At 75.5% G+C, this 21,410-nt stretch carries 21 protein-coding genes and 1 other RNA gene; 7 read left to right on the top strand and 15 right to left on the bottom strand.

The genetic code is table 11. The features are described 5' to 3' along the window. Nucleotides 1–2: 2 nt before the first annotated feature. The 5 genes from D0Z06_RS27145 to D0Z06_RS13655 all read left to right on the top strand — a co-directional run bounded on the left by D0Z06_RS27145 (nt 3) and on the right by D0Z06_RS13655 (nt 5,566). Nucleotides 3–437, top strand: a complete 435-nt coding sequence (locus D0Z06_RS27145) for a hypothetical protein (RefSeq protein ID WP_117377998.1) — start codon at nt 3–5, stop codon at nt 435–437. Beyond that, entirely contained in the window at nt 344–1,441 is a 1,098-nt protein-coding gene (locus D0Z06_RS13670; RefSeq protein WP_158579981.1) for a hypothetical protein, read from the top strand. Before D0Z06_RS27145 ends, D0Z06_RS13670 begins: the two co-directional genes overlap by 94 nt. A 171-nt stretch (nt 1,442–1,612) precedes the next feature. Then, nucleotides 1,613–3,100 (top strand): glucose-6-phosphate dehydrogenase, encoded by a 1,488-nt coding sequence (gene zwf / locus D0Z06_RS13665; protein ID WP_117377996.1) that lies wholly within the window; start codon nt 1,613–1,615, stop codon nt 3,098–3,100. An 80-nt stretch (nt 3,101–3,180) separates the two neighbouring features. Continuing rightward, entirely contained in the window at nt 3,181–4,593 is a 1,413-nt protein-coding gene (locus tag D0Z06_RS13660) for an MFS transporter (RefSeq protein ID WP_117377995.1), read from the top strand. A gap of 19 nt (nt 4,594–4,612) precedes the next feature. Continuing rightward, on the top strand, nt 4,613–5,566 hold the full coding sequence (locus tag D0Z06_RS13655) for an NAD(P)-dependent alcohol dehydrogenase (protein ID WP_117377994.1): 954 nt from the start codon (nt 4,613–4,615) through the stop codon (nt 5,564–5,566). Nucleotides 5,567–5,593: 27 nt separating this feature from the next. Here the strand turns inward: D0Z06_RS13655 and D0Z06_RS13650 are convergent, their stop codons facing one another. Both D0Z06_RS13650 and D0Z06_RS13645 read right to left on the bottom strand, forming a co-directional pair. Next, complete coding sequence (locus D0Z06_RS13650) at nt 5,594–6,385, bottom strand: MBL fold metallo-hydrolase (RefSeq protein WP_117377993.1); 792 nt, start codon at nt 6,383–6,385, stop codon at nt 5,594–5,596. A gap of 1 nt (nt 6,386) precedes the next feature. Then, on the bottom strand, nt 6,387–7,247 hold the full coding sequence (locus tag D0Z06_RS13645; protein ID WP_117377992.1) for an alpha/beta hydrolase: 861 nt from the start codon (nt 7,245–7,247) through the stop codon (nt 6,387–6,389). A gap of 261 nt (nt 7,248–7,508) precedes the next feature. On the opposite strand from D0Z06_RS13645, the gene D0Z06_RS13640 reads away from it, so the two are divergent. Continuing rightward, nucleotides 7,509–8,519 carry an AraC-like ligand-binding domain-containing protein gene (locus tag D0Z06_RS13640; protein ID WP_117377991.1) on the top strand — a complete coding sequence of 337 codons (1,011 nt, stop codon included), beginning with the start codon at nt 7,509–7,511 and terminating at the stop codon, nt 8,517–8,519. Between the two features lie 9 nt (nt 8,520–8,528). Then, nucleotides 8,529–8,714 carry a hypothetical protein gene (locus tag D0Z06_RS13635; protein WP_117377990.1) on the top strand — a complete coding sequence of 62 codons (186 nt, stop codon included), beginning with the start codon at nt 8,529–8,531 and terminating at the stop codon, nt 8,712–8,714. Nucleotides 8,715–8,748: 34 nt separating this feature from the next. Here D0Z06_RS13635 and D0Z06_RS13630 read toward each other — a convergent pair whose 3' ends face one another. From D0Z06_RS13630 to ssrA, 13 genes are all read right to left on the bottom strand, one after another. After that, nucleotides 8,749–9,015, bottom strand: coding sequence for a DUF6510 family protein (locus tag D0Z06_RS13630; RefSeq protein ID WP_117377989.1), 267 nt, complete (start codon nt 9,013–9,015; stop codon nt 8,749–8,751). Nucleotide 9,016: 1 nt separating this feature from the next. Then, nucleotides 9,017–9,763, bottom strand: a complete 747-nt coding sequence (locus D0Z06_RS13625) for a ferredoxin reductase (RefSeq protein ID WP_117377988.1) — start codon at nt 9,761–9,763, stop codon at nt 9,017–9,019. Further along, nucleotides 9,733–10,335 carry a sulfite oxidase-like oxidoreductase gene (locus D0Z06_RS13620; protein ID WP_117377987.1) on the bottom strand — a complete coding sequence of 201 codons (603 nt, stop codon included), beginning with the start codon at nt 10,333–10,335 and terminating at the stop codon, nt 9,733–9,735. Before D0Z06_RS13620 ends, D0Z06_RS13625 begins: the two co-directional genes overlap by 31 nt. A gap of 31 nt (nt 10,336–10,366) precedes the next feature. After that, the gene (locus tag D0Z06_RS13615) at nt 10,367–11,608 is read right to left on the bottom strand and encodes an epoxide hydrolase family protein (protein WP_117377986.1); all 1,242 of its coding nucleotides are present in this window, start codon (nt 11,606–11,608) and stop codon (nt 10,367–10,369) included. Between the two features lie 65 nt (nt 11,609–11,673). Then, entirely contained in the window at nt 11,674–12,723 is a 1,050-nt protein-coding gene (locus D0Z06_RS13610) for a thioredoxin family protein (protein ID WP_117377985.1), read from the bottom strand. Between the two features lie 17 nt (nt 12,724–12,740). Beyond that, nucleotides 12,741–13,997, bottom strand: a complete 1,257-nt coding sequence (locus tag D0Z06_RS13605; protein WP_117377984.1) for an epoxide hydrolase family protein — start codon at nt 13,995–13,997, stop codon at nt 12,741–12,743. Nucleotides 13,998–14,253: 256 nt separating this feature from the next. Next, on the bottom strand, nt 14,254–14,388 hold the full coding sequence (locus tag D0Z06_RS13600; RefSeq protein ID WP_117377983.1) for a methionine/alanine import family NSS transporter small subunit: 135 nt from the start codon (nt 14,386–14,388) through the stop codon (nt 14,254–14,256). Then, nucleotides 14,385–16,019, bottom strand: a complete 1,635-nt coding sequence (locus tag D0Z06_RS13595) for a sodium-dependent transporter (protein ID WP_117377982.1) — start codon at nt 16,017–16,019, stop codon at nt 14,385–14,387. The genes D0Z06_RS13600 and D0Z06_RS13595 overlap by 4 nt, the downstream gene beginning before the upstream one ends. Before the next feature lie 249 nt (nt 16,020–16,268). Beyond that, entirely contained in the window at nt 16,269–17,204 is a 936-nt protein-coding gene (locus D0Z06_RS13590) for an alpha/beta fold hydrolase (protein WP_117377981.1), read from the bottom strand. A 176-nt stretch (nt 17,205–17,380) separates the two neighbouring features. Continuing rightward, a complete protein-coding gene (locus tag D0Z06_RS13585; protein WP_117377980.1) occupies nt 17,381–19,021 on the bottom strand; it encodes a LuxR family transcriptional regulator in 1,641 nt (546 codons plus the stop codon). Nucleotides 19,022–19,130: 109 nt separating this feature from the next. After that, a complete protein-coding gene (locus D0Z06_RS13580; protein WP_117377979.1) occupies nt 19,131–19,871 on the bottom strand; it encodes a hypothetical protein in 741 nt (246 codons plus the stop codon). Then, entirely contained in the window at nt 19,868–20,149 is a 282-nt protein-coding gene (locus D0Z06_RS13575) for a hypothetical protein (RefSeq protein ID WP_117377978.1), read from the bottom strand. The genes D0Z06_RS13580 and D0Z06_RS13575 overlap by 4 nt, the downstream gene beginning before the upstream one ends. Before the next feature lie 755 nt (nt 20,150–20,904). Next, nucleotides 20,905–21,279, bottom strand: a transfer-messenger RNA (tmRNA) gene (ssrA, locus tag D0Z06_RS13570). Nucleotides 21,280–21,410: the final 131 nt, after the last annotated feature.

Genomic DNA, 21,410 nt, shown 5'->3' with positions numbered 1-21,410 from the left:
GCGTGATCGAGCGGGTGGTGGTCCTCGGCGCCTCCGGCGACCTCACCCGCCGGCTGCTCATGCCGGCGGTCGCCGCGCTCGCCGACGCCGGTGAGCTGCCCCCGCGGCTGGCGGTCCTCGGCTCGGCCACCACCGACCGGTCGACCGAGGGGCCCCCGGCGGCGCGGCACCGGCGGTCCGGCCGGGCTGCAGGCGGCCCGGCAGCCCGCTGGTGGACTGCCGGGCCTCGGCCGCGCGCGCCTGCGCGCCGACGCGGGGCCGTGGAGGCAGCATGCGCGCGTCCGGCGGTCGGCGCCGCTCCGGGTGCGGGGCCGGGCGACCGGGAGGCGGGCATCATCGCGGTATGCCACGCCGTCCGGCCCCCCGGGCCGCGGTGGCGGTGGCGGTCGTCACCGCCGTGCTCGCCGTCGCGGTGTTCGCGCTGCACCCGGCCGTGACCGCCACCGCGAAGTCCGCGTTCGTGCTCGACGGCGCGTTCGGCGGTCCGCTGCCCCGGCCGTGGGCGCCGGCGGTCGAGCGCAGCGAGCGCGCCGTGGCGGGCGTCGTCGTCGACCGCTACGCCCCTCCCGGCGGCGCCCCGCCGGTCCTCCTGGTCCCCGGGGCGGCCCCCGCCGGCCGGGACGACGAGCGCGTCGTGTCCCTGGCGTCGTCCCTGGCCGCCGCGGGACGGGAGGTGGTGGTCCCGGAGCTGCGCCTCTACGCGGCGGAGCTGGACGTCGACGACGTCGACCGGGTGGTCCGGGTGGCCGCGCACCTCTGCCGCGGTGGCGGCGGGCTGGTGCTGCTCGGGTTCTCCTACGGCGGGTCGCTCGCCCTGGTCGCCGCCGCGGACGACCGCGTGGCCGGCTGCATCGACCTGGTCGCCACCTTCGGCGCGTACGGCGACCTGGTGGGCGTGATCCAGGCGGCGGTGACCGGGGTGTCCGTGGTGGACGGCGAGGTCCACCCGTGGGAGGCCGCCGACGGGTCCGTCGTCCGCAGGGTGGTCCGGGACGCCGCGGCGAGGCTGGTCCCCGAGGAGGAGCGGGCACCGCTGCGCCGCGCGCTCGAGCAGCAGGACCCCGGCGGGCTGCCCGCTGCCGCGCGGCTGGTCTACCGCATGGTGACCACCGACGACCCGGCGCTGGTGGCCGAGCTGGCCGGGCGCCTGCCGCCGCCCGGGGACGCCCTCGTCGAGACCTTCTCCCCCGTCGACGTGGCGGGGGAGGTCGAGGCCGACGTGCTGGCCGCGCACGCCCTCGACGACCCCGCCGTGCCGGTCGCGGAGCTGCTGCGGCTGCAGCGGGCCTTCCCCGGGGCGCGGGTGGCGACGCTGGGCTCCTTCGAGCACGTGGACCTGAGCACGGACGACGGCCTCGGCCCGCTCGTCCGGGACCTGGCGGTCGCCGGGGCCTTCGTGCAGGCGCTGCTGCGGCCGCAGGAGGACTGGCCGTGGGAGTAGGGCGGCGGGGACGGCGGGTCCCCGTCCGGCGCCGTGCCGGGTGCCGACCACCGCCGGAGGGGCGGGTTCTGCGCCAGGATGTCCCCAGCTGCGGCGGGGCCCAGGCCGACCGGCGCCGGAGGCCCGGCTACCCGCGGCTGCACGGACGCGGAGAGCTGGCAGGGCACGCCGATGACCGACCCGGACCGCCGTTCACCGCCGTGCGCGCTGGTCATCTTCGGCGCCTCCGGTGACCTCACCGCGCGCAAGCTGCTGCCGGCCCTGGAGCGCCTGGCCACCTACGGGGCGCTGCCGCCCCAGGTGACCCTGATCGGCGTGGCCCGCACCCCGATGTCCGACGGCGAGTTCCGGGACTACTGCCGCGAGCGGGTGCCCGGCACGGCCGGCCCCGGCTGGACCGCGCTCACGGCCTCCGCCCGGTACGTCGCCGGCGGGTACGACGACCCTGCCACCCACCGGCGCCTGGCCGAGGTCCTCGACGAGTGCGACCGCGACGCCGGGACCGCCGGGAACCGGGTGTACTACTTCGCCACCCCGCCCCGGCTCTTCGGCCCCATCGCGGTCCACCTGGCCGAGGCCGGTCTCGGCCGGTCCCCGCTCGGCGGGTTCGTCCGGGCGGTGATCGAGAAACCGTTCGGCTGGGACGAGGCCAGCGCGCGCGACCTGTACGCCGACCTGTCCTCGGCGTTCGCCGAGGAGCAGATCTTCCGGATCGACCACTACCTGGCCAAGGAGACGGTGCAGAACCTGCTGGCCCTGCGCTTCGCCAACTCCATCTTCGAGCCGATCTGGAACCGCACCTGGGTGGACAACGTGCAGATCACCGTCGCCGAGACGCTCGGGGTCGGCGACCGCGGCGGCTTCTACGAGACGACCGGCGCGATGCGCGACATCGTGCAGAACCACGTGCTGCAGGTGCTCTCCCTGTTCCTCATGGAGCCGCCGACGTCCTTCCACCCGGAGGCGATCCGGGACGAGAAGGTGAAGCTGCTGCGCGCCATCCGGCCGCTGGACGAGGCGGCGGACGTCACCGCCAACGCCGTCCGCGGCCAGTACACCCGCGGCGGCACGCGCGAGGACCTCATGACCGGCTACCGGGACGAGCCGGGCGTCGACCCGCTGAGCTCCACCGAGACCTTCGTGGCGCTGCGCCTCGACATCGACAACTGGCGGTGGACCGGCGTGCCCGTGTACGTGCGCACGGGCAAGCGCCTCCCCTGCCGGGTCACCGAGGTCGCGATGGAGTTCCACCGGCCGCCCCAGCTGCCGCTCTTCCCCGGCCCCGCGGGCGACCTCGAGCCCGACGCGCTGGTCGTCCGGGTGCAGCCGGACGAGGGGCTCAGCCTCCGGTTCGGCGCGAAGGTGCCCGGCCACGCGTTCCGGGTGCAGAAGGCCTCCATGGACTTCTCCTACGAGAGCTTCGAGGAGCAGGCCCCCGACGCCTACGAGCGGGTGATCCTCGACGCCCTGATCGGGGACCCGACGCTGTTCATCCGCGCCGACGAGGTGGGCCGTTCCTGGCGCATCGTCGACCCGGTGCTGGAGCACTGGTCCGAGGACCCCGGGTCGATCCCGCTCTACCAGGCGGCCACGTGGGGCCCCCCGGAGGCCGCGGCCCTCATCGCCCGCGACGGCCGGCGCTGGCGCACGCCGTCCTGACCCGCGGGCGTGCCCGGACCCGTTCTCCCCCGGCCCGGGCGCTGCCACACTGGTCGGGCGCGGCGAGGGGGCGGTCGGTCATGACGACACCCGGGAGCCTGCGCCTCACGCTGCCCTTCCTGCCGGTGGCCGGGGCGCTGTTCTGCATCCAGCTCGACTTCTTCTCCCTCGCGCTCGCGCTCCCGACCATCGCGACCGACCTCGGGTCGACCACGACGGACCTGCAGTGGCTGCTGAGCGGCTACATGATCGCGCTGGGGTCGCTGCTGATCCCGGCCGCGCGTTCCGGCGACGTGCTGGGCCGGCGCCGCGTGCTGCTCCTCGGCACCACGGTGTTCGGGGCGACGTCGCTGGTGTGCGGGCTGGCCTCGGCGGTCCCGGTGCTGATCGGCGCCCGCGTCGTGCAGGGCCTGGGCGCCGCGATGATCATGCCGACGGCGCTGGCGCTCGTGACGAACGCGACGACCGAGGACGTGCGGCCGCGGATCACCGGCGCCCTGCTCGGCCTGGCGGGTGTCGGGACGGCGCTGGGCCCGGTCGTCGGCGGGGTGCTGGCCTCGGAGGTCAGCTGGCGGTGGGTGTTCCTGCTCAACGTCCCCATCGCCGCGCTGGCCTTCTGGGGGGTCCTGCGGCTGCCGGGGTCCCGGGACGAGTCCGGGCCCCGCACGCTCCGGCAGCTGGACTGGTGGGGTGTGGTCTCGGTGGTCGCGGGGCTGGCGCTGGTCAGCGTCGCGATCGACGACGTCGGCGTCGAGGGCTGGACGAGCCCGGTCACCGTCGTCCCGCTGGTCGCCGGCCTCGCGCTGCTCGCGGCGTTCGCGGTGGTGGAGACGCGGACCGCGGCACCGCTGGTCCGGCCGTCGCTCGTGCGCGACCGGGTGTTCCTGGTGCTCGCGGTCGCGGGCACCATCGCCAACATCGGGACCTGCGTGTACATCGTCCTCGCGACCCTCGAGCTGCAGGACGTCCGGGGGTACTCCGCGGCCGCCGCGGGGCTGGTCTTCTTCGCCTCCTCGCTCGGGCTGGCGCTGTGCGGACCGCTGTCCGGGCCGCTGTCCGTGCACTTCCCGGCCGGCATCGTCATGGGGGTGGCGGTGCTGCTGGCCGCGCCGGCGCTGGCGCTGCTGGCCGTGGCCGGCCCGCTGCCGGTCTACGTCGTCGCGCTCACGCTCTGCGGCCTCACGACCGGCATGGGGTACTCCCTCGGCCAGGTCGCCGTGCAGAACGTCCTCCCGCCCGCGCGCTCCGCGGAGGTCACCAGCGTGCTCCTCACGGTCCTGATCAGCGTCGGCGGCGTCGGCGTGGTGGCCGCCACGGCGGTCGTGGAGGCGGTCGGCGGCGGCCGGGCCACGACCGACGGCATCGAGCTCGTCCTGGGCGTCCTCGCCGCGGTGCTGCTCGTGGCCGGGGTCGTCACGCTCGTCGCCGCGGCGCGACGGCTCCGCGCCGCGGCGGCGAGCGGTCGCCCCGGCCGCAGCCGGCTCCCGACGTGACGGTGGGCGGTGCTGCGGCGTGAGAGCGGCCGTCCGCGACCGGTACGGGCCCCCCTCCGTGCTGCGGGTCGAGGAGGTCCCCGTCCCCTCCCCCGCGGCCGGCCAGGTGCTGGTCGAGGTCGCCGCCACGTCGGTCAACCTGAGCGACTGGGAGACCCTGCGGGGTTCCCCGCTCTACGCCCGCATCGGCGGGCTGCGCTCCCCGGCCCGCCGGACCCCGGGATCGGACATCGCGGGGCGGGTCACCGCCGTCGGCGCGGGCGTCACCCGGTTCCGGCCGGGCGACGAGGTCTACGGCGACAACCTGGCGCTCACGGGCGGGTTCGCCGAGTACGCCGTCGCCGCCGAGTCCGCGCTCGCGCACAAGCCCGGGGGACTGAGCTTCGTGCAGGCCTCGACCATCCCCCAGGCCGGGGCGATCGCCCTGCAGGGGACCGCCGGTGCCGGGCCCGGGCGCCGGGTGCTGGTCAACGGCGCCGGTGGGGGCTCGGGCTCCTTCGCCGTCCAGCTCGCGAAGCGGGCCGGCGCGCACGTCACCGGCGTGGACAACGCCGGCAAGCTCGACCACGTGCGGGCCCTGGGCGCCGACGAGGTCCTGGACCACCGGCGTCAGGACTTCACCCGCTGCGGGCCCTACGACCTGGTCCTCGACCTGGTCGCCCACCGCTCGGTGCTCGCCTACCGGCGCGCCCTCGCGCCCGGTGGCCGGTACCGCTGCGTCGGCGGATCGGTGCCCGCGCTGCTGCGCGTCCTGACGATCGGCTGGGTGGCCGGCCGGCTCACCGGCCGCCACCTGGGGGTGCTCGCCGTGCGGGAGGGGCCGGCGCACTTCGAGCCGCTGGCCCGGCTCGTCCTGGCCGGGGAGGTCGGCATCCACGTGGACCGCACCTTCGGGCTGGACGACGTCCGCGAGGCGCTGACCCACGTCGGTGCGGGCCGGGCCCGCGGGAAGGTCGTCGTCCGGATCCGCTGACCGGCCCCGGCGGACGGCGGGACGCCGTCAGGTCACCGCCCCGACCGCCTCGCCCAGCGGCAGCCAGCGGACCGCCCGGCGGACGTCGTCCGGCGCCCTGGCGAACTCCCGCTCCGCGGCCTCCCTCCCCTCGGTGAAGTGCGACCACCCCTCGTAGTGCACCGGCACCACGGTGCGCGGCCGCAGCTCGCGGCACAGCCGCACGGCGTCGCGGGCGGTCATCGTGTAGCCCACCGGCCCGGTGGTGCCGAACCGCACCCGGCCCAGGTGCAGCAGCGCGGTGTCGACCCGCAGCCGGCGCGCCACCTCGCGCAGACCGCGGAACAGCACGGTGTCGCCGCTGATCCACAGCACGCCGTCGTCCTGGCCGGCCCAGCGCAGCGCGAAGCCGGTGACCTCCCCCACGACCGGCCCGCTCAGCGGGGGGCCGTGCCGGGCCGGCGTCGCGGTCACCTCGATCGCCGGCCGGCCGGGTGCCGTCAGCTCCGTCGTCCCCCACCGGCGCAGGCCCCGGGCGTTCGGGCCGAGCCGGGACGCCGCCGACGGCGTGGTGACCACCGTGCCCACCGACGCCAGCAGCGCCCGGCCGGCCTCGTCCAGGTTGTCGGCGTGCTGGTCGTGGGTGAGCAGCACGGCGTCGACCGGGCCGAGGTCGGCGGCGGCGACCGCCGGCCCGGTCAGCTTCCGCGACGAGCTGCCCCAGCCGAACGACCACCGCCGCCCCGGCGGGTCGAACGTGGGGTCGGTGAGCAGCCGCCGGCCGGCCACCTCGACCAGGACGGTCGGGCCGCCGACGTGGGTCAGCCGGACGCCGTCCACCTCAGGGCGCGCCGGTGACCCCGGCCCGCGGGCGGGCGTGCCGCACCGCCCAGTCGAGGACGTGGTCGGCGATCTGCTCCCACCCCTCCTGCGCCGGCAGCAGGTGCGCGTAGCCCGGGTGCTCCTCGATCTCGACGACGCCGGTGGTGTAGTGCCTGGCGTTCGAGCGCTGCACGCTCGGCGGCATGATGTGGTCCTCGCCGCCGGAGACGAACAGCAGCGGTGGGCGGTCCGGGTTCGCGTAGTCGACCGCGGCGTCCTGCGGGCCGGGCATGAAGTTGGCCAGCACCGAGCTCCACAGGATCCGGCCGGAGGCCGGCACGTGGTAGCGCCGGTAGAGCCGCAGCGACTCCTCCTCGCTGAACGTGTTGGTGAAGGCGTAGTGCCACTGCTCCGGGCTCAGGCCCACCGCCCGGTGCCGGTTGGCCGGGTTCCTGAAGGCCACGAACGTCGAGCGCAGCTGCGACAGCGGCAGCACCCGGACGCCCTCGGTCGGCGCGGAGTTCAGCGCGACGCCCACGGCCCCGTGGCCGCGGTCGAGCAGGAGCTGCACGAGCGTGCCGCCGGCCGAGTGCCCGATGAGGATCGGCGGCTGCTCCAGCGCCCCGACCACCGACGCGAGGTGGTCGACGATCGTCGGCAGGGTCAGCTCGGCGATCGGCGCCGGATCGGCGTTGAGCGCCTCGACCTCGACCTCGAACCCCGGGTAGCCCGGGGTGAGGACGCGGTAGCCCTGGGCCTCGTAGCGGGCCTTCCACCCCTCCCAGCTGCGGGGCGTCACCCAGAAGCCGTGGACGAGCACGATCGTGTCCGGCCCCCCGGGGCGGGGGCCTGGGCGCGGGGCGGGGACGGCGTCGGTCATGGTGGGTCTCCCTCGGTCGGGCCCGCGCGCGGGCGAGCAGGACGGAACGGTCTCCCCGGGAGGAGACCCTGGCAGGGCGGGCGCGCCCGGGATGGTCCGTGCGTGCACGGTTCTGGCCCGTGGGTGCACGCCGCTCCGGGGCCGCGGAGGGGGCGCCGGCTCGGCGTGGGAGCGCTTCCGCCGTCCCCGCCGCTCTGCCAGGCTGGCGCGGCGCGAGGAGGCGCACCGACCGTTCCGTGCCGCTCCGGCGGGAGGCCCGCGATGCTGCTGCTGGACACGGCGACGGTCGCGCCGGAGGACCGGGTGAGCGCCTTCCGGGCCGCCTTCGACCAGGCGTCGGTGCCCTGCCGCATCGAGCACCTCGACCCGGCCGACCGGGTCCGCTCGCGCATGCACCTGTGGCACTTCGGCGCGGCCAGCCTCTTCACCACCGACGCCTCGGGGTTCCGCCTCGTGCGCACGGCGCGGCACGTGCGCGTGGAGAGCCCGGCGGTCGTCGCCCTGGCCCTGCAGACCGGCGGGGTCGGCCGGTTCCGCCAGTTCGGCACGGACGCCGTGGTCCCCACCGGTGCGCTCATGCTCAGCGACCTGACCGGCCCGTACGAGTTCTCCTGGCTCGGCAGCGGCGGGTCCCGGGCCTTCCAGATCCCCTACGAGCGCCTCGGTCTGCCGGTCGACGTCGTCCGCGCCGGTGCGCCGCGGCTGCGTGCGAGCCCGCTGCACGACCTGGTGCGCGACCACCTCGAACGGCTGGCCGCCCGCCCGGAGGAGCTCTCCGCCGACCCCGGTGCGGCGGTGCTCGGGTCGGCGACGGTCGACCTGGTGCGCGCGCTGCTGGTGTCCGCCGCCGGGCACGGCGACCTCGCCCGCACGGTGCGGGAGGAGACGCTGCTCACCCGGCTGCGGGCCTACGTCGGCCGGCACCTCGCCGAGCCCGGGCTGACCCCCGAGGTGATCGCATCGGCGCACAACGTGTCGGTGCGCCGGCTGTACCAGGCCTTCGCCGAGGCCGGGCTCAGCCTGGAGCAGTGGGTCATCGGCCAGCGGCTGGAGGCGGCGCGCTCGGCGCTGGTGTCGCCGGCGGGGATGCGCCGCCCGGTCGAGGCGACCGCGCGCTCCTGCGGGTTCGGCAGCCCGAGCCACTTCACCCGCCGCTTCCGGGAGGCCTACGGAATGACGCCGCGGGAGTGGCAGCGGCAGCACCGGGGAGGGAGCGGCGCCGGCCCGGTGCAGGGCCGTCCGCCCCTGCCCGGCGGGCCCGCCGGCTCCTAGCGTCGGTCCATGACCAGGAAGCCGCTGCGGTGCCGGTTCGGGCTGCACTCCTACGTCCAGCGGCACCCGGACGGCGAGCGACCCGCGGGGCCGGACCACCGGATCTGCCGGCGGTGCGGGAAGCACACCGACGTCCCGTTCGGCAACGTGCCGGGGATGGGCCTCGGCGGCGGGGGCGGCGGGGGCGGCTTCTGACAGCGGGCGCGCGGTCGACCCGCCGGGGCGTCGGTCAGGAGTCGTCGACCGGGACCTGCAACGTCCGGATCCCCGGGAAGCCGATCCACAGGCGCCCGTCGGCCGGGACGAGCGTCACCATGGCCTGCTCGCAGCGCGGGCAGCGGAGCACGAACCCGGCGCCCCGGTAGACCTGCGTCGCCCCCATCGGCGAGGGTGCGCCGCAGCCGGCGCACGTCGCGATCGTGGTGGTCGTCTCCACCGCGAAGACGTCCTGGAGCAGTCCGGCGACGGCGTTGCCGTCGAGCATCGCCTCGTCCATCTCACCCTCCCGTCGGTCCGAAACGTTCGGTCCTGATGCGCTGCGGCTCGTGCCCGAGGGCCACCAGCGCCTCCGCCACCGCCTCGACGAACGGCGTCGGACCGCAGACGAAGGCGTGCGGCCGCGCGGCCGGGCCGGGGCCGACCTCGGCCAGCATGTCGGCGTCCACCCGGCGCGCGTACCCGCTCCAACCGGCCGGCCGGGACGCCGTCAGCGTGTGCACCACGGTCAGCCCTCCCCCGGCGAGCCGCCCGAGCTCGGCTCGGTAGAGGACGTCCTCCTCGCTGCGCGACGACACGAGCAGCCGGGTCTCCGCCGGGCTGCCGACCGCGGCCCGCAGCCGGACCATCGCCATCAGCGGCGCGAGCCCCGAGCCGCCGCCCACCAGCAGCAGCGGTCCGCCGTGCGCCGGCTCCCACACGAAGTAGCCCCCGACGGGTCCCCGCAGCTCGATCCGGTCGCCGGGACCGATCTCCCCGGTCAGGTAGGGGGAGACCTCGCCGTCCTCGACGCGCACCACGGTCAGCTCGATGCGCGTCCCGTCCGGTGCGGAGGCGATCGAGTAGCTGCGCTGGGCCTGGTAGCCGTCCTCGGCCGTGAGCCGGAGGTCGACGTGCTGCCCGGCCCGGTGACCTGCCCAGCCCGGGACGTCGAGGACGAGCGTCCTCGCCCGCGGCGTCTCCGCGCGGACGTCGACGACGTCCGCCACCCGCCAGGTCAGTCGCCCCAGTACCGCTGTTCCCGCCATGGGTCTCCGTAGTGGTGGTAGCCGTTGACCTCCCAGAAGCCCGGCTCGTCGTGGTCGAGGAGCCGCAGGCCGCGCACCCACTTGGCGCTCTTCCAGAAGTAGAGGTGCGGCACCAGCACGCGCGCCGGGCCGCCGTGCGCCGGCTCGAGGGGCTCCCCCTCGTACTCGAACGCGATCCAGGCCTTGCCGTCGAGCAGGTCCTCGAGCGGCAGGTTCGTGGTGTAGCCGCCGTCGCTGTACTGGACGACGTGGTCGGCCGAGGTCTCCACCCCGTCGAGCAGCGTGTCCACCGACACCCCCCGCCACACGGTGTCCAGCTTGGTCCACTTGGTCACGCAGTGGATGTCGCGGGTGACCTCCTCGCTGGGCAGCGCGCGGAACTCCTCCCACGTCCACCGGCGCGGCTCGTCCACCTCCCCGTCGATCGAGAAGTCCCACCGGTCCAGCGGGGTGTGCGGCGTCGGACCCGCGGAGAGGACCGGGAAGTCCCGCGTCACGTACTGGCCCGGTGGCACCCGGTCGGCGGAGGCCGCCTCGCGGCGTCCCCGGAAGCCACGCGTGATGATCGACATCGTCGGCTCCGTTCCTCCTGGCGGCCGCTGGTCAGCCACGCGGCTCGGGGACGCGGGGTTCGCGCAGCGATCGGAAGCCCGCCCGGATCTCCTGGGAGAGCAGCTGCGGCTCCTCCCACGCCGCGAAGTGCCCCCCTCTCTCGACCTGTCCGTAGTGGACGAGGCGGGGGTAGGCCTGCTCCGCCCAGCTGCGCGGGGCCTGGTACTGCTCCCCGGGGAAGACGCTGACCGCAACGGGGACGGCGACGCCCTTGGCGTCGAAGAAGCCACCCCGGTACTCCCAGTACAGGCGGGACGCCGAGACGCCGGTGTTCGTCAGCCAGTAGAGCGTGATGTTGTCGAGGACCTCGTCCCGGGTCAGCTGCCCCGAAGCGCTCGTGGTCCGGTGCAGGGCCGAGGCGACCGCCGCGGCCGGCTGGCCGTCGGCGTCGTTGTGGTCCAGGAGCCAGGCGGCCAGGCCGACCGGTGAGTCGGCGATGCCGTAGAGGGTCTGCGGCCGCGCGGCCATGTACCGGGCGTACTCGACCTGCCGGTAGGTCCTGAGCAGCTGCTCGCAGGCCCGGTGCTCCTCCGCCGGGAGACCGGGCGGCGGCGGGCCGCCGGCCAGGAGGACCCGGTCGACGTCGGCCGGCACGGTCGCCGGCATGTTGGTGTGGATGCCGAGCAGGCCGGCAGGCTCCTGCAGCCCCATCTGGTCGACGACGAACGCGCCCCAGTCGCCGCCCTGCGCGACGTACCGGGTGTAGCCGAGACGCTCCATCAGCGCCGCCCAGGCGCGGGCCATGCGCTCGGGACCCCAGCCAGGGCTGGTCGGCTTGCCCGAGAAGCCGTACCCGGGCATCGACGGGATCACCACGTGGAAGGCGTCGGACGCGCTCCCGCCGTGGGCCGTGGGATCGGTGAGCGGCTCGACGATCTTGAGCTGCTCGATGACCGATCCGGGCCATCCGTGGTTCACGACGAGCGGCAAGGCCCCGTCGTGCGGCGACCGGACGTGGACGAAGTGGATGTCGAGCCCGTCGATCTCGGTGACGAACTGCGGCAGGGCGTTCAGCCGCGCCTCGCAGGCACGCCAGTCGTAGCCGGTGGCCCAGTGGTGCGCGAGCTCCTGCATGGTGGCCAGCGGCACGCCCTGCGACGCGTCGGGCACCGTCTCGCGCTCGGGCCAGACGGTCCCGGCGATCCGCCTGCGCATCTCGGCCAGCACCTCGTCCGGCACGTCCACGTGGAACGGGCGGATCGCCCGTCCGGTGTCGTGTTCGACTGCTGTCATGGCGGGGGTTCCCCTCGGTCTCGCGATAGCGGTGGTCGACCGCCCGGCGGGTCGGCCGGGGGCAGTCAGCCGAAGGTGACGGCGAAGGCCCGCACGCCGGGGTCGGCGAAGCCGATCTCGAACGTGCGCTCGACGACCGGGCGGCGCTGGCGGACGAGCTGGTGCAGCCGCGGCTCGGTGAGCGTGCCGGCGCCGTCGTCGTCCACGTCCTCGCCGTGGTCGGCCCCCGGCGGCCGGCCGTCGAGCAGCACGCGGAACGGCACCGGGACGGTCACGGCGGGTGCCATGACCAGGTGCAGGTCCCGGGCGGTGAAGCGGACGCGGATCCGCCCGCCCGGCTCGTCCAGCAGCACGGCGTCCGGCTGCACCGTCCACCCGCCGGTCAGGGCCCAGTGCTCCGCGGGCAGCCGGGAGGGTGCGGTGTAGCGGCGCGAGCTGCCGACCGCCAGGCGCTCCGGGGAGGCGAAGTGCTCGGTGCGGTCGGCCCCGAGGTAGGTCTCCCCCGAGGCCAGGTGGGCCCGGTCGGCGGCCGCCTCGACGCCCCGCCCCTCGACGTCCCGCTCGTCGCCGACCGGCCCGGGGAGCGTGCCGTCGGCACCCACCTCGGAGAGCAGCTGCCGGATGACGCCCTCGGACTCCTCGTAGGCGCCCTCACCGGCGTGCGTGAACCGGATCTTCCCCTGCGCGTCGACGAGGTAGAGGGCGGGCCAGTACATGTTGGCGAAGGCGGTCCACACCGCGTAGTCGCTGTCGACGGCGACCGGGTGGCGGATCCTCAGGTCCTCGACCGCCCGGCGGACGTTGCCGACGTCCCGCTCGAACGCGAACTCCGGGGTGTGGACGCCGAGCACGACCAGGCCGGAGTCCCGGTACGACTCGTGCCAGGCACGCCGGTACGGCGCGGTGCGCAGCCAGTTGATGCAGGTGTAGGTCCAGAAGTCGACCGCGACCACCCGGCCGCGCAGCCCCTCGGTCGTCAGCGGCGGGGAGTTCAGCCACCCGGTGGCGCCGTCGAGGGAGGGCATGCCCCCCTCGACGAGGTGGCGGCCGGGCGCCCAGCCCGGGCCGCGGATCGCCTCGCGGAGGGCGGCGAGCAGCGACTGCCTCGGTTCCACGGTGCGCCCCGGTCCGGTCAGCGCAGCGGCCGGAAGGCCGCCCGGACCTCGGCGGCGAACAGCTCGGGCTCCTCCCACGCGGCGAAGTGGCCGCCCCGGTCGACCTCGTGGAAGTAGCTCAGCGTGGGGTAGGACTGCTCGGCCCAGCTGCGCGGCGTCCGCCAGATCTCGCCGGGGAACGTGGTGAAGCCGACCGGGACCGCGACCGGCGGCGGGGGCTGCCCGGAGGCCGCCGCGGCCGCCCGGGCCCCGCCGTCCTCCCAGTAGGACCGGGCCGCCGAGGCCCCGGTGCCGGTCAGCCAGTACAGCGTGATGTTGTCGAGGACGTGGTCGCGGGTGAGGTTGCCCGCGGGCTGCCCGTCGACGAACGCGCGCGCGATCTTGTGGTAGCTGTCGGTGTCGTGGTCGCACATCCAGGCCGCCAGGGCGGCCGGGGAGTCCAGCAGGGCGTAGCCGATCGTCTGCGGCCGGGTGGCCATCTCCAGGAAGTAGCCGAAGCCGCTCTGCTGGAAGGTGGCCAGCTGCTCCAGCGCCGCGCGCTCCTGCTCCGTGTCCCCCGGCGGGGGCCCGCCCAGCACCGTCACGAGCAGGTTGACGTGGATGCCGAGCAGGCCCTCGGGCGCCTGCCGGCCCATCAGATCGGTGACCGCGGCGCCCACGTCGCCCCCCTGGGCGACGTAGCGGGTGTAGCCGAGGCGGTCCATCAGCTCCGCCCAGGCGCGCGCCACCCGGCCCGAGTCCCAGCCGAGCTCGGCGGGCTCGGCGGAGAAGCCGTACCCGGGCAGCGAGGGCAGCACGAGGTGGAACGCGTCCTCGGCCCGGCCGCCGTGGGCGGTGGGGTCGGTGAGCGGGCCGACCGAGTCGAGCAGCTCGACCACCGAGCCGGGCCAGCCGTGGGTCATGACCAGCGGCAGCGCGTCGGGGTGCCGGGAGCGCACGTGGAGGAAGTGGACGTCCACCCCGTCGATCTCGGTCAGGAACTGGGGCAGGGCGTTCAGGCGCGCCTCGCAGGCCCGCCAGTCGTGGTCGGTCGCCCAGTAGCGGCACAGCTCCTGGACCGCCGCGAGCTGCACCCCCTGGGAGCGGTCGGCCACCAGCTCCCGGGACGGCCAGCGGGTGGCGGCGAGGCGCCGGCGCAGGTCGGCCAGGTCCTCCTCCGGGACGTGGACCTCGAACGGGCGCAGCGCGGTGGGGTCGGCCTCGGTGCGGGGACCCGGGACGGCGGTGGCCGTGGTGCCGGTGGTGCGGGACGTGGGGTCGGTCGGTGCGGACATCTGCGTCTCCTCGACTCAGACGTCGCGAGGGGGATCCCGCCGCCTCGTCGCTCGGGATGCCCGGTCGCGTGCGTGGGTGAGGTGGACTCAGCGGCTCGGCCGGTGATCGACGCTCCGTCAGAGGGGGAGCTGCTCGGGTCCGTGGGCGATCGAAGCGCCGGCCGCAACTCGGCGTCAAGCACCTCCGCGCGCGCCGTGGCTCGTCGTCATCAGGGACGTCGCCCTGTGACGCCGACCTCCGAGCGCCCTCCCGAGGTCAGCGGTCGCGGTGCCGGTTCTCGGCGCGGTCCTCGACGGCGCCGTGGCGCAGCAGGCTGGTGATCGCCAGGGCGAGCCCGCCCCAGATCACGACCATCGCCACCACCATCATCACGATCGCGGCCGCGCTCACCGGTGTCCTCCCTCGTCGTGCCCGGTCCCCGGGCGGTCGCGGGGGGCCGGGTCCGTCGCAGTGGTCGCGTGCAGGGGCGTCGCCGGATCCGATCCGGGTGGCGGCCCGTCCAGGTGGGTCCCGGCGTGCCACGGCAGCCGGGCGAGGAGGAAGCCGACCAGCGGCAGCGCCAGGACCAGTGCCCAGCCGCAGACCACCAGCAGCCAGGTCGGGTAGTCCTCGTAGGGCGCGGCGAGGTCGTCCCGCAGCGCGAACACGAGCACGAGAGCCAGCCCCACGGGGGCGACCAGGCTGACCAGCACCCGCCAGCCCGCGCCGACCCGGGGACGGCCGTGGACGTTGAGGTGATCGCCGAGCCCGGTCAGGGCTCTGAGCACCCAGGCGACGATGAGCATGCTGACCAGCGCGACCACGAGGATGCCGTACTGGTTGACGAAGTGGTCGACGACGTCGAGGACGTAGATGCCGCTCGTCGTGCTGAAGAGCACCAGGCTCAGCACCGCGGCGGGGACGCCCACCAGAAGCGTCGCGGTGAGGCGGCCGGTGTCGAGCTTGTCGCGGACGGCGGAGATCACGACCTCGATCACGCTGACCAGCGAGGTGACGCCGGCGATGACCAGCGAGCCGAAGAACAGGACGCCGAGGAGGGCGCCGGCCGGGGCCTCGCTGATGATCGTGGGGAAGGCGATGAAGGCCAGCCCGATCCCGTCGCTGGCGACCTCGCCGACCGCGACCCCACCGGCCTGGGCCATGAACCCGAGGGCGGCGAACACGCCGATGCCGGCGAGCAGCTCGAAGCCGGAATTGGAGAAGCCGACGACGAGGCCGGAGCCGATCATGTCCTCGCGACGGCCGACGTACGAGGCGTACGTGATCATGATGCCGAAGCCGATCGACAGCGAGAAGAAGATCTGGCCGAACGCGGCGGCCCAGACGGGAGCCGAGGCGAGCGCCGACCAGTCGGGCGTGAACAGCGCGTCGAGCCCGGCGGCAGCGCCCTCCAGGAACAGCGCCTGCACCACGAGGACGGCGAAGGCGAGCACCAGCACCGGGATGAAGACCAGCGAGGTCGCACCGATGCCGCGCTGGACGCCCAGGGCCATGATCACGAGGACGGCCAGCCAGACCAGCAGGAGCGGCACCAGCACCCCGGGCACGATGTCGGCGGTGACCTCGACGTCCCCGGCCTGGAGGAACTCGCCGAAGAAGAACCCCTCGGGGTCGGCACCCCAGGCCTCGTCGAGCGAGAAGAAGGTGTAGCGCAGCGCCCAGGCGATGACCGCGGCGTAGTAGACGGCGATGACGAAGCAGATGCCCACCTGCCACCAGCCCAGGCCCTCGGTGCCGCGGCGCAGCCGGGCGAAGGAGAGCGGCGCGGAGCCGCGGTGGCGGTGGCCGATCGCGTAGTCCAGGAGCAGGAACGGGATGCCGGCGGTCAGCAACGCGACCAGGTAGGGCACCACGAAGGCGCCGCCGCCGTTCTCGTAGGCGACGTACGGGAACCGCCAGATGTTGCCGAGCCCGACGGCGGAGCCGATCGCCGCCAGGATGAAGACGCGCCGGGAGCTGAACGCGCCGCGCCGGCGCGCCTCGTCGGCCTGCCCCGGGGCTCTCCCCTCCGTCGTGCTCATGCGCCCTCCTGTGTGGTGGTCCGCCGCGCCTGCGCGGCACTGCGGCACCGGCCGACGTCATGCCGTCGAGGAGAGGATGTCAGGATCGCGGCCCCTCGGCTGCCGGAGCGTCCGGGACCGGGTGGGCGGCCGCGCCCGCCTGCGGGACGAGACCGCCCCGGGCCCGGGAGGCCGGGGCGGTTCGGATCCGCCGAACGCCCGCTCCGACCGTCACCCGGACGTCCGCGAGCTGCGTTCGCGCCGGGACCATCAGGCCGGCACGTGGCGGCGCAGCGGCCGGGCCAGGGCGGCTCGCAGCGCCGGGACGGCGGCGTCGGGCCGCTCGAAGCAGGGGTCGTCGCGCACGTCCTCGATGACCTCGAGCGGCCAGCCGAACCGCGCGGCCGCCGCCTCGGCGATCTGCAGCCGGTTCTGCAGGTCGTGACGTCCCCAGATCATCGACACCGGCACCGGGATCCGGGCCAGGTCGCGTCGGCGGAGCGGGAACATGCCGAAGGCGGTCGCGAAGGCCAGCACCGCCGAGCGGGAGCCGCGCTGCCGCACGCCCGCGAGCGCGTAGTCCGCGAGCGGGTCCCAGCGCGGCCCGAGGTCGCGCCGCACGCCGTCGAAGTCGTACATGCACCGGCCGACGAAGCGGTCCAGGCTGCGGACCGTCGGGTGAGCGATGTAGCCGGCGAGTGCCGCGGCGAACGACACCGCCGGCCGGCTCATGGCCAGCCCGCTCGAGTCGACCAGGACCACGCGCTCCACCGGTCCGCCGTCGATCGCGTGGCGCAGCGCGAGGGCACCGCCGGCCAGGTGGCCGACGAGCGCGGGCGGCCCCGGGCAGGTCTGCCCGATCAGGTCCCGCAGCCAGGACAAGAAGCGCTCGGCATCCAGCGGCCCGTCGCCGGGCAGCCCCGAGGCGCCGTGGCCGGGCAGGTCGGGGACCACGACCCGGTGGGTCGCGGTGAGCGGGGGGACGACGCGGCCCCACAGGGCGGCGAACTCGCCAGGGCCGTGCAGCAGCACGACCGGCGGGCCCTCGCCGCCCTCCAGGACAGCGGTCGGGATGCCGGCGGCCTCGAGCCGCCGCTCGGTCAGCGGCAGGTCGTGGATCGTGCTCGCGCGGATGCCGGCGATCGTGCCCGCTCCCGCGGCGTCGCCGCGGGGGCCCGTCCGGCCGGTGGTGTCGGTGGCGCGCATGACGGCCTCCTCCGGTTGTGCTCGTGCCTCTCTCGGACGCCGTCGACGCTAGGGAGCGCGACCCGGTGCGGGCATCGACCGGGACGACCAACTCTGCCGGCCCGGCCGTGGTCCGAACGGGCCACGCGCCCCGCACCGGGGCGCGGCGGAACCGTGCCGCGCGGAAAGGGAATAGGTCAGACGAGGTCGTGCTGCACGGCGAAGGCGACCGCGGCCGCGCGGGAGGAGACCCCGAGCCGGGCGAACACATTCTGCAGGTGCCGCCGGACCGTGTGCTCGCTGAGCACCAGGGTGGCGGCGATCTCGCGGTTCGTCTGCCCCTGTGCCACCAGCCGGAGCACCTCCAGCTCCCGGTCGGTCAGCCCGCTGGGCCGCTCGGTCGCCTCCGGCGCCAGCCGCGCGGCGACCCGGGCGAGGTCGTCGACCGCGCCGAGCTGCTCGAAGGTGTAGCGGGCGGCGTCCCACTCCAGCAGCGCCCCGTCGGCGTCGCCGAGGGCCGACCAGACCTCGCCCAGCAGGATCCGCACCCGCGCCGCCTCGTAGGGCACGCGCAGCTCGTGCCAGGCGTCCCGGGCGCGGGCGAGCACCGCCCCTGCCTCCCGGGGAGCCCCCTCCGCCAGCAGCACGGTGCCCGCCGCGGTCGTGGCGATCGCCCCCAGCCATTCGCCCGGCTGCTCCCGGGCGAGCGCCTCCAGCTCGTCGGCGGCCGCGCGGGCGGCCGCCGCGTCGCCGGTGGCGCAGCAGACCTCGATCGCCGCGACGAGCAACGCCCAGCGGTCGGCCGCGGTCGTCGCGGTCGCCAACACGGCGTCGACGGCGGAGCGGGCCTCCGCGCCGCGGCCCTGGGCCAGCCGCAGCAGGAGCATGCCGGGCTGCGGCGAGTGGCCGTGCTGGCTCGCCCGCCGGTAGCAGTCCTCAGCGTCGGGGTGCCGGCCCAGTCGCCGGAGCAGCTCCCCGGTCTCGTACCAGGCCATCCCGACCGCCGGCTGGCCGGGCGGATCGGCCAGCCGCTGCCGTGCCCGGGCCATCTCCTCCATGGCCTCGGGCCAGCGGCCCTCCATCGCGAGCACCTGCGCGCGGTGCACGAGGCACTGTCCCCGGTAGGGCACGAGCTCCGGCTGGGCGGCGCACCAGCGGCTGAGCACGCCCGTCCACTCGCGCGCCCGGTGCAGGTCGAAGGCCTGGTGGCAGGTCACCACGACCGCGCAGTACACGATGCCGACGGTGACCGGCGAGACGTCGTCCGCCGTCACGGCGACCATCGCCTCGTCGAGGAGGCGCAGCCCGGTGTCACGCCGGCCCCCCGCGATCATCGCCTGCCCGCGGCCGCAGAAGCCGAAGGCGGTGACGTCGGGATCACGGAAGCGCCGGCCGATGGCGACCACCTGGTCGAACACGTCCGACGCGACCTCGCTCTCCCCGACGCCCAGGTGGTGGAGGGCCATCGCCGCCATCAGCAGGCCCTGCTCCGGGCACGGAGGGTTCCCCGCCTCGGCCAGGGTGCGCTGGGCGCGGGCCAGCCAGCCGCCGCCGCGGGCCGGCTCGCCGCGCAGGAGCAGGGCGAGGGCCAGCCAGAACGCGCTCCTCGCCGCGCGGCGGGCCTCACCCGCCTCGTCCAGCCGGTGCACGAGGCGCTCCATCGCGTCCTCGTGGGCCTCGTCGTGCCCGCTCAGGTAGGCCGCCAGCGCCAGCCGTTCCAGGTCGTCGGCACCCAGTTCGCCGTCCCGGTCGGCGGCGCGCAGCGCGTCGTAGGCCCGCGCCCACTCCCGGGCGGCCACCGCCTCCCGCGCCGTCGTGAGCTTCTCCGCGAGCGTCATCCGTCTCCCCACCCCATGAAACCGCCGACCGGACCGGCCGGTCCAGGGGTGTGGGCCAGGCTCCGGTGGATCGGGCCGATCCGCCGGAGCCTGGCCCGGAGTCCCGCCGTCAGCCCGGCCCGGCCGGGACCGGTGGCCGTGCCGCCACCGTGCCCGCGAGCGGCAGCAGGCCGACCACCAGCGCGGCCGCGCCCACGACCAGCGCCGCCCCGAACGGGAGGAAGCGGGACACCGCGGTGACCGCCAAGGCGCCGACGACGACCGCGGTCAGCGCCCGCCCGAGCACCTTGGCGCGCACGACGGCCCTGGCCGCGCAGGCCACACCGACGGCGAAGACCGCCGCCGAACCGAGCAGCACCGGCCGGAACCAGGGCTCGAGCTCGATCAGCACCGCCTCGGCGTCGGCGCCGGCGAGGGAGGCCGCCAGCACCCCGATCTCCATCGCGGGCAGCAGCGCGAACAGCGTGCTGCCGACGACGACGAACGGCACCGCGCGGCCGCTCCACCGCCACTCGCCCCGCTGCCGCAGCGCCGTGGCGACCGCGAGGAACGCGAGCGCGACCAGCGCCGAGCCGACGGCCGCGACGAGGTGCGCGATGGACCACCGGGTCGTCGACGCGGTCAGCGCGGCCGCCACGTCGTGCTTGTGCCGCAGGTCGGCGATGAACGGGTGGTAGAGGATGCCGCCGAGCAGCACGAGCGGCGCCACGGCCACGATCGCCGCGCCCAGCAGCCGCCGCGGGCGGCTCCACGAGCCCGGCCCGGGGCCCCGGGCGTACCCCGCCGAGCGCATCGACGGCGACGGCCGGGCGGTGTGGCTCGGCCGTCCCGGGGACGTGGTCGCGGTCACGCCGGCACCCCCGTCACGCAGCGGTACACCGGCCAGAACTCCACGGGCGGCGGCGGACCCTGCGCCCCGGCGGCGCGCAGCGCGGGGGCCAGCTCGTCGCGGACGAACCGGCGCCCCTCCTCCTCGCTGTCGAACACGTCGATCACGCGCCAGCCGCCGTGCGGGCCCGGCCCGGCCAGGTGCACGCTGCCGCCGATCGGCAGGGTCCGGCCGGCCGCGACCCGCTCGTAGATCTCCTGTGAGCCGTGGGGGTTGTCGATCATCATGATGACGGACATGGGGTGCCTCCCCGGGTTCCACTGATGTTCCTGACGCCCTCCGACGCTAGGAATGCGGGCGCGGCGCCTCATCGCCCGAAGCGACCAACCACCGGCGGCCGCGGCGTGGTCGGATCGGACCACGTACCGGTGCGGCCGTTGCGGCGGCAGCGGCGCGCGCGGCGCGTAGGTCAGCGCCCGCCGCCACGACCGGTTGTTCCGCCGGAACGCAGCCAACACACATGGCGCCCAGGCCGATCGGGAGGGGCAGCACGAGGTCAGCGCGCCGTACCCCCGCCGGGGACATGACCCACAACTCCGCCGCCGCGGCGCCGTGCACCGCCGCACGCACAGCGGACCTGGCGAGGACCGGGCCTACCTCCGTGTGCGGTGGCCCCGGGCCCGTCTCGCGAACGAAGGTGCCGCCTTTGCGCCAGCACCCCGGGAACGCCCGGGTGGAGCCGTCCGCACAGCGGCCCTACGGCACGTGCTCGACAGTCGGTCTCGCCGCCTGGAGGACGGGCATGGTCGACGTCGCAGACATCCACTACGCCGAGACATGCCCAGCTGCTCGGCACAAGGCTGTCAGCGCCCCCGCAGACGGCAGACGCCTGACCCGTGCGGCTCCATCGTCGGGTCGATACGCCAGGCGGCTGCGGCGCCCGTTGACGCGACGAGAAGCCCCGGCATGCGAAGAGGCCGGCGGCCACCGCGTGAGCAGTGGCCGCCGGCCCCTGTGTCGCCAGCTGCGGTCCCGGCATCTCGCCGAGACCCCGGGGTGGAGGTGGCGGGAATCGAACCCGCGTCCTTCGACGCAGAACCAGGGCTTCTCCGAGCGCAGTCCGCTGTGTCTCTGCTCGGCCCCACCGATCCCACGGACGGGTCGGTGTGACGGGCCCAGTCGCTGTGAGGTGTCCCGCACGTACCCGCGACCGGCACGCACGGTGAGTCATCTAGCTGATGCCAGATTCCGGGCCGATGACGAACCCGGGCTGACAGACACGCCTAGCTGCGATCAGGCAGCGAGAGCGTAGTCAGTGCGCTTATCAGCGGCACTTGTTGTGTCGCAACGCATGGTTAACGAGGTCATCGTTGCCTTCCTCGGCTCGCTTCCCCTGGTCGAACGACCGAAGTCGAGACCATTCACCCCCTGTGTAGTTGTGCACCCAGGATAACCGGGCCGGCCACCGGGTTGTTCCCCGCGCGCCGCGCGACCGCCCCGCTTCCCCGCCCTTTCGGGTGATCATGGGCATCTCGCCCGCCGACACGCCGACGACGGTGC

The sequence above is a fragment of the Geodermatophilus marinus genome (assembly GCF_003428645.1).
Taxonomy (GTDB): domain Bacteria; phylum Actinomycetota; class Actinomycetes; order Mycobacteriales; family Geodermatophilaceae; genus Geodermatophilus.
This window is presented reverse-complemented; position numbering and strand designations above follow the sequence as displayed.

Excerpts from the sequence above, each read along its gene's own strand:
- D0Z06_RS13670 (WP_158579981.1), top strand. The coding sequence starts at position 344 with ATGCCACGCCGTCCGGCCCCCCGGGCCGCGGTGGCGGTGGCGGTCGTC.
- zwf (WP_117377996.1), top strand. The coding sequence starts at position 1,613 with ATGACCGACCCGGACCGCCGTTCACCGCCGTGCGCGCTGGTCATCTTC.
- D0Z06_RS13660 (WP_117377995.1), top strand. The coding sequence starts at position 3,181 with ATGACGACACCCGGGAGCCTGCGCCTCACGCTGCCCTTCCTGCCGGTG.
- D0Z06_RS13645 (WP_117377992.1), bottom strand. The coding sequence starts at position 7,247 with ATGACCGACGCCGTCCCCGCCCCGCGCCCAGGCCCCCGCCCCGGGGGG.
- D0Z06_RS13640 (WP_117377991.1), top strand. The coding sequence starts at position 7,509 with ATGCTGCTGCTGGACACGGCGACGGTCGCGCCGGAGGACCGGGTGAGC.
- D0Z06_RS13635 (WP_117377990.1), top strand. The coding sequence starts at position 8,529 with ATGACCAGGAAGCCGCTGCGGTGCCGGTTCGGGCTGCACTCCTACGTC.
- D0Z06_RS13630 (WP_117377989.1), bottom strand. The coding sequence starts at position 9,015 with ATGGACGAGGCGATGCTCGACGGCAACGCCGTCGCCGGACTGCTCCAG.
- D0Z06_RS13625 (WP_117377988.1), bottom strand. The coding sequence starts at position 9,763 with ATGGCGGGAACAGCGGTACTGGGGCGACTGACCTGGCGGGTGGCGGAC.
- D0Z06_RS13620 (WP_117377987.1), bottom strand. The coding sequence starts at position 10,335 with ATGTCGATCATCACGCGTGGCTTCCGGGGACGCCGCGAGGCGGCCTCC.
- D0Z06_RS13615 (WP_117377986.1), bottom strand. The coding sequence starts at position 11,608 with ATGACAGCAGTCGAACACGACACCGGACGGGCGATCCGCCCGTTCCAC.
- D0Z06_RS13605 (WP_117377984.1), bottom strand. The coding sequence starts at position 13,997 with ATGTCCGCACCGACCGACCCCACGTCCCGCACCACCGGCACCACGGCC.
- D0Z06_RS13595 (WP_117377982.1), bottom strand. The coding sequence starts at position 16,019 with ATGAGCACGACGGAGGGGAGAGCCCCGGGGCAGGCCGACGAGGCGCGC.
- D0Z06_RS13590 (WP_117377981.1), bottom strand. The coding sequence starts at position 17,204 with ATGCGCGCCACCGACACCACCGGCCGGACGGGCCCCCGCGGCGACGCC.
- D0Z06_RS13585 (WP_117377980.1), bottom strand. The coding sequence starts at position 19,021 with ATGACGCTCGCGGAGAAGCTCACGACGGCGCGGGAGGCGGTGGCCGCC.
- D0Z06_RS13575 (WP_117377978.1), bottom strand. The coding sequence starts at position 20,149 with ATGTCCGTCATCATGATGATCGACAACCCCCACGGCTCACAGGAGATC.